General features: G+C 50.9%; 6 protein-coding genes and 2 pseudogenes. 5 read left to right on the top strand and 3 right to left on the bottom strand.

Translation table 11 applies throughout. From position 1 onward, the window contains the following. The first annotated feature begins 264 nt into the window (after positions 1-264). The 5 genes from petA to sspB all read left to right on the top strand — a co-directional run bounded on the left by petA (position 265) and on the right by sspB (position 4,014). On the top strand, positions 265-855 hold the full coding sequence (petA, locus tag BZG79_RS09745; protein ID WP_021022656.1) for a ubiquinol-cytochrome c reductase iron-sulfur subunit: 591 nt from the start codon (positions 265-267) through the stop codon (positions 853-855). Continuing rightward, a complete protein-coding gene (locus BZG79_RS09740; protein ID WP_077774284.1) occupies positions 855-2,123 on the top strand; it encodes a cytochrome bc complex cytochrome b subunit in 1,269 nt (422 codons plus the stop codon). Before petA ends, BZG79_RS09740 begins: the two co-directional genes overlap by 1 nt. Further along, on the top strand, positions 2,120-2,857 hold the full coding sequence (locus tag BZG79_RS09735; protein WP_021022654.1) for a cytochrome c1: 738 nt from the start codon (positions 2,120-2,122) through the stop codon (positions 2,855-2,857). Before BZG79_RS09740 ends, BZG79_RS09735 begins: the two co-directional genes overlap by 4 nt. An 87-nt stretch (positions 2,858-2,944) precedes the next feature. Beyond that, positions 2,945-3,583: a stringent starvation protein SspA gene (gene sspA, locus BZG79_RS09730; RefSeq protein WP_021022653.1), complete on the top strand. Its 639-nt coding sequence runs from the start codon at positions 2,945-2,947 to the stop codon at positions 3,581-3,583. Next, positions 3,583-4,014 carry a ClpXP protease specificity-enhancing factor gene (gene sspB, locus BZG79_RS09725; RefSeq protein WP_077774283.1) on the top strand — a complete coding sequence of 144 codons (432 nt, stop codon included), beginning with the start codon at positions 3,583-3,585 and terminating at the stop codon, positions 4,012-4,014. The genes sspA and sspB overlap by 1 nt, the downstream gene beginning before the upstream one ends. A 16-nt stretch (positions 4,015-4,030) precedes the next feature. Here the strand turns inward: sspB and pyrI are convergent, their stop codons facing one another. The 3 genes and pseudogenes from pyrI to argF form a co-directional block, all read right to left on the bottom strand. Next, on the bottom strand, positions 4,031-4,498 hold the full coding sequence (pyrI, locus tag BZG79_RS09720; RefSeq protein ID WP_021022651.1) for an aspartate carbamoyltransferase regulatory subunit: 468 nt from the start codon (positions 4,496-4,498) through the stop codon (positions 4,031-4,033). Further along, positions 4,495-5,320, bottom strand: a pseudogene (gene pyrB / locus BZG79_RS09715) (aspartate carbamoyltransferase). Before pyrB ends, pyrI begins: the two are co-directional and overlap by 4 nt. 214 nt (positions 5,321-5,534) lie before the next feature. Further along, positions 5,535-6,541: pseudogene (gene argF, locus BZG79_RS09710) on the bottom strand (ornithine carbamoyltransferase). Positions 6,542-6,574 lie beyond the last annotated feature (33 nt).

Raw genomic sequence — 6,574 nt, 5'->3', positions numbered from 1 at the left:
GTGTATAAGCGCGCACTTTCCAACATTTTTATTACCCTTTACATAATTCTGTGCACACCGCTCACATTTGTTACAAAAAGGTAGCTTTATCTTGTCAAAAAGTAGGGTTTTCTCTATCATCTAGCCGACGTAATAGCAGCTAAGATTTAATCGAACTGATCCCAGTCAGCCGTTATTACATATTCGTTTTTAAGTAAGCCGTACGCTCCATGGACGCAAAGGACAAAATAAAAATCCAAGCGGGAGCACATGGGAGAATGTTGGATGAGCAATGCGCCAGTGAATACCGGCCGACGCCGCTTCCTGACTGCGACGACGTCAGTTGTTGGCGGTTTAGGGGCCGTAGCAGTTGCCGTGCCTTTTATTAAGTCATGGAACCCAAGCGCGAAAGCCAAAGCGGCGGGCGCGCCGGTCGAAGTCGATATCAGTAAGCTGCAAGACGGACAAATGATCCGTGTCGAGTGGCGAGGAAAACCTGTGTGGATTGTGCGCCGTAGCGACGCCGTGGTTGAGGAGCTTTCAAGCTTTGAAGACCAATTGCGCGATCCGCAATCAGCACAGCCGCAACAACCGGAATATGCAACCAACCAGCTCCGCTCTATTAAACCTGAAATTTTTGTCGCGGTTGGTATCTGCACCCATCTTGGTTGTTCACCAACCTATCTACCAGACAGCTTCAGTGAGCAAGTGAGTGGAGTGAAAGCCGGGTTCTTTTGTCCGTGTCATGGGTCAAAATTTGACATGGCTGGACGTGTCTTTCAAGGCGTACCTGCACCACTTAACCTGGTCGTTCCACCTTATATGTACTTGGACGACAAGCGAGTGCTGGTGGGACAAGATGAGGGGGCTGCGTAATGGAAAGTTTTGCTAACTGGATTGAGAAACGCCTTCCCGCGATGAATGCGTATCGCAAGCACATGACCGAGTACCCAATGCCGAAGAACTTTAACTTCTGGTATATGTTTGGTGTGCTCGCGATGATTGTTCTGGTTAACCAAATTGTTACCGGGATTTGGCTAACCATGAACTACAACCCTTCAGCGGAAGGTGCGTTTGCCTCTGTTGAATACATCATGCGTGATGTCGAGTACGGTTGGCTGCTCCGATATATGCACTCCACTGGGGCCTCGGCGTTCTTCGTGGTGGTGTACCTGCACATGTTCCGCGGCCTCATTTATGGCTCGTACCAGAAGCCGCGTGAGCTACTGTGGCTGTTTGGGATGCTGATCTTCTTGGTGTTAATGGCAGAAGCCTTTATGGGCTACCTGCTGCCATGGGGACAAATGTCTTACTGGGGGGCACAGGTTATCATCTCCTTGTTTGGTGCGATTCCTGTGATTGGTGATGACTTAACGCTTTGGATCCGCGGTGATTACGTGGTATCAGGCGCAACCTTGAACCGCTTCTTTGCGCTTCACGTGGTGGCCTTGCCGATTGTGTTGCTGTTGTTAGTCGCGTTGCACGTGCTAGCGTTGCACGAAGTGGGCTCCAACAACCCAGATGGTATCGACACCAAACTGCCTAAAGGCGAAGCGGATGACGATGGCCAGCAGTCACAGTTTACGTTCCACCCTGATTACACCAAAAAATATAAGATCATCGACTCGATTCCTTTCCATCCATACGGCACGGTGAAAGATCTCATTGGCGTGGGTGTGTTTGGTATCTTGTTCGCGTATGTGATTTTCTTTAACCCTGAGATGGGCGGTTACTTCCTTGAGCCACCGAACTTTGAGGCCGCTAACCCGCTGAAGACCCCTCAGCATATTGCTCCGGTTTGGTACTTCACGCCCTTCTATGCAATTTTGCGTGCGATTCCTGACAAGCTGATTGGTGTTATCGCCATGGGTGCGTCGATTGTGGTGCTGTTCTTGTTGCCATGGTTAGATCGTTGTCGCGTGCGTTCGTATCGCTACCGTAGCAAACTGCACTTGGCAAACATTGTGCAATTTGTGATTGCGTTTGTAGCTCTCGGCATTCTGGGCGCGTTGCCAGCGACTCCAACGTACACCTTGCTGGCGCAGATCTTCAGCTTCTGTTACTTCATGTTCTTTGTGCTGTTGTTCTTCTACAGCAAAAATGAGGCAACAAAACCGCTACCAGAGAGGGTGACATTCAAATGAGAAAATGGATTGTAATCTTGTGCGCGCTGTTGCCCTCTTTGGCAATGGCCGCGGGCGGTAACGTTCACTTGGACGACGCCAACAACGATTTAACGGACAAAGCCTCATTGCAACGTGGCGCAAAAATGTTCATGAACTACTGCTTCGGCTGTCATGCCACGCAGTATCAGCGCTATCAGCGTGTCGCAGAAGATCTGAACATTCCACAAGACTTGATGGAAGAACACCTGATTGTCGACAAGAATGCGGACTATGGTGAGTTAATGACTAACGCCATGAGTCAAGAGTCGGGTGCACAGTACTTCGGTGCGCCAGCGCCTGACTTGACGCTGGTCGCGCGTGTACGTGGTACTGACTGGATCTATACCTATCTGCGTTCATTCTATGTTGACCCATCGCGTCCGTTTGGCGTGAACAATACGGTATTCCCTAACGTGGGCATGCCGCATGTGCTTGAAGAGCTTCAAGGCACCCCACGTAAAGTGTACGAAACACGCATGGTGGATGGTGAGCCGGTTGAGGAATTTGTCGGCCTGCAGTCTGACGGCAATGGCGAGCTGAGTGAGGGCGAGTATGATAATGCCGTCCGAGACTTGGTCAATTTCCTCGAGTATTCCGGTGAGCCGGTGAAGCTTGAGCGCCAGCAACTCGGTTGGTGGGTGATCGGTTTCTTCGTGGTATTCTTGATTTTGGCTTACTTCCTCAAGAAAGAATATTGGCGCGATGTGCACTGATCGGTTAATCTAGTGTGTTGCTAATCCGCAATGGGGGCTTTGAGTCCCCATTGCTTTCTATTGATATTGAACATCCTGGAGGGGTTGATGGCTGTTGCTGCCAATAAACGCTCGGTGATGACGTTATTCTCTGACGCATCTGATTTATATAGTCATCAGGTACGCATCGTCCTCGCAGAGAAAGGTGTCAGTGTAGAAATCGAGCTGGTGGATCCGAATAATCTGCCAGAAGATCTGGTTGACTTAAATCCTTATAACTCTGTTCCAACCTTGATTGACCGTGAGTTAGCGCTGTATAACGCAGACATCATCATGGAATACTTGGATGAGCGTTTCCCTCACCCGCCATTGATGCCGGTTTATCCTGTCGCGCGTGCACAAAGCCGCTTGATGATGTATCGCATTAAGCGTAACTGGTATACCTTGGTGGATCAGATCATGCAGGGCAGTGCGGATGAGGCGGATAAAGCCCGTAAGCAATTACGTGAAGAGCTCCTGGCTCTGGCGCCTGTCTTTGCCGAAGATCCTTACTTCTTAAGTGAAGAATTTAGCCTTGTTGATTGCTACTTAGCGCCACTTTTATGGCGTTTACCTGCACTGGGTATCGAACTGACCGGTCAGGGCTCGAAGCAAGTCAAAGACTACATGACGCGTCTGTTTGAGCGTGATTCGTTTCTCGCCTCACTGACAGAAGCTGAACGTGAAATGCGACTAACAGGTCAATAATGTCTACATCTGAATTTGCCATGACACCGCGCCGTCCTTATTTGGTTCGGGCGTTTTACGACTGGTTACTGGACAACGATCTCACGCCACACATTGTGGTCGATGCGACCTTACCAGGAACGCAAGTACCGTTTGATTACGTTAAAGACGGGCAAATTGTACTGAACATCGCCCCGCGAGCAGTCGGTAATCTTGAACTCAGTAACGAGCATGTGTGTTTTAACGCGCGCTTTGGCGGTAAACCGCAGCAAGTGATGGTGCCAATGGCAGCCGTGCTTGCACTGTATGCGCGTGAAAATGGCGCCGGGACCATGTTTGAAATGGAGCCTGCCTACGCCAATGCTGATGACGAGATGTTCGAGGACGAGACGTTCGAGCCGGCACCGACCGCGCAGTGCAAGCGCGCCCGCAACCGAGCACCCTCGCACTAGGGTTAGACAGCGAGGACTAGTGACGCTCGGTCATGATCTCGCGTGAGAATACCTTCTCACAGTACTTGCAGCAGAGCTTCACATCGTCGGCCTCCGTGAGCACTCGGAATGAGCTATCGACAGCCGGCTCGCCATGGGTAATGCAGTTAGAGTTTGGGCAGCTAAACACCCCTTGAATCACCTCAGGCAATGTCAGCGGCAGCTTGGCGACCACTTGATAATCTTCAATTTGATTCACCGTTGCCTGTGGCGCGTACAGGGCAAGCTGACTGGCTTGATCTTCGCTGATCACCACGTTCTCGATTTTGATCAAATCTTTACTGCCGAGCGCCGACGAAGGCAGATTCAAACCAATAGTGATCCGCTGATCGCTACCATGCATTTGAAACAGGTTTAAGATCTTAAAGCCAATGTGCGCGGGGATATGATCAATCACAGTGCCGTGGCAGATCGCTTCGACTTGTAGTTTATTATCCGTGCTCATTTTGCAACTCCTTCAACCTGTTCATTTAACACCAGCGCGAGTAGAGCCTCTCGGGCATACACCCCATTTTCTGCTTGCTCAAAGTAATACGCGTGCGGGGTTTTATCGACATCAACGGTAATTTCATCCACGCGTGGCAGCGGATGCATCACCTTCATATTCGGCTTGGCATCACGCAGCATGCCGGCACTTAAAATAAACGCTGATTTAATGTGGGCGTATTCTGACTCATCAAAGCGCTCTTTTTGCACCCGTGTCATGTAAAGTACATCTAACTCAGGCACCACATCGCTAATGCTACTGTGTAGGCTATAAGGGTGGCCGCCCGCGGCAAGCTCATCAAGCAGGTGCTCTGGCATGGCGAGTGCATCCGGGGCGATGTAAAAGAAGCGGTTGCCCTCGAACTTTGATAACGCCTGGGTCAGCGAATGCACGGTACGGCCGTATTTGAGATCTCCCACCATGGCGATATTTAAGTTATCCAAGCGGCCCTGGGTTTCGTAAATCGAGAACAAATCGAGCAAGGTTTGGGTCGGGTGCTGATTCGCGCCGTCGCCACCGTTCACCACCGGCACGCCTTCAGAAAACTCCGACGCTAATCGCGCAGCGCCTTCTTTTGGGTGACGCATGACAAAGCCATCAACGTAAGAAGAAATCACACGGACCGAATCGGCCAAGGTTTCGCCTTTTTTGCCTGACGAGGTATTGCCGCCGTCGGGAAAGCCAATTACCGAGCCGCGCCGTGGCAACGATTAACTCTAGCTCGTCGCGGCTGAGCTCGGGAATGGAAATAATATGTTTGTGATAAAGCGTATTGGCCATAACGCGAGTCCCTTTCTTTGCAGTGTGCTACAGGCAAAAAAAAACCTCCGAAACGGAGGCTTTTACGATCACGACCAATGCGAATGCCGTCCCGCGATGGGGCGGATAAATCGCTGTTTGTGGGTGGAATAACCAACATAACTTCTGGCCGTGTAGTGAAATCTGGCCGAATTATACGCCCCTATTTGTGCTGTGCAAGCAAAAGTGCAATCGTTTACGCGCTTGCTTTGACGAGTGTGGCAATCATCACAGCCTTGATGGTATGGAGGCGGTTCTCGGCTTGATCAAAGACGATCGATTGCGCTGATTCAAATACCGCGTCAGTCACTTCCAGGCCATTGAGCCCGTATTGATCGGCAATTTGTTTACCCACGCCGGTCTCGTCATTATGAAACGCGGGCAAGCAGTGCATGAACTTGGCATCTGAGTTCTCGGTGGCGGCCATCAAACCGGGGTTGACTTGATAAGGGGTGAGATCCGCCACCCGCTGCGCCCAAACCGATTCTGGCTCGCCCATCGACACCCAGATGTCGGTATAAATAAAATCACAGCCTTTCACCGCCGCCGTATCTTCCGTGAGTGTGATCGTTGCTCCAGTACTGGCGGCAATATCTTGGCAGGCGGCAATCAAATCCGCCTCAGGCCAATAGGCTTTAGGACCAATCAAGCGTAAATCCATCCCCATTTTGGCCGCGCCCACCATCAACGAATTGCCCATGTTATTGCGCGCATCACCCAAATACGCAAAGGCGATTTGATTGAGCGGCTTGTCACTGTGCGCTTGCATGGTGAGTAAATCCGCCAGCACTTGAGTGGGGTGAAAGTCATCGGAAGGCCATTCCACACCGGCACACCAGCATGGGCGGCTAAGGTTTCCACCACCTCTTGACCAAACCCACGATACTGAATGCCATCGTACATTCTCCCTAACACCCGCGCGGTGTCCTTCATGGTCTCTTTATGGCCAATTTGGCTGCCGCTGGGGCCGAGATACGTGACTTGTGCGCCTTGATCAAACGCCGCCACTTCAAACGCACAGCGGGTGCGGGTTGAGGTTTTCTCAAAAATCAGCGCAATGTTTTTGCCCGTCAGCTGTGGGGTTTCCTCACCACAGGCTTTGGCCGCTTTAAGGACGGCGGCATCATCAATCAGATCGTGGATTTGCTGAGGTGACAAGTCGAGTAAGGTGAGCAGTGATTGCTGGTAGAGGTCGCTTTTCATATTTATCCCTAAATAACGCGCTAAATTGAATAT

Origin of the sequence: Salinivibrio sp. MA427 (assembly GCF_001996115.1) — a bacterium.
GTDB classification, from domain to species: domain Bacteria; phylum Pseudomonadota; class Gammaproteobacteria; order Enterobacterales; family Vibrionaceae; genus Salinivibrio; species Salinivibrio costicola.
Note: the sequence above shows the minus strand (reverse complement) of the source record. Positions and strands in the feature narration are given on the sequence as shown.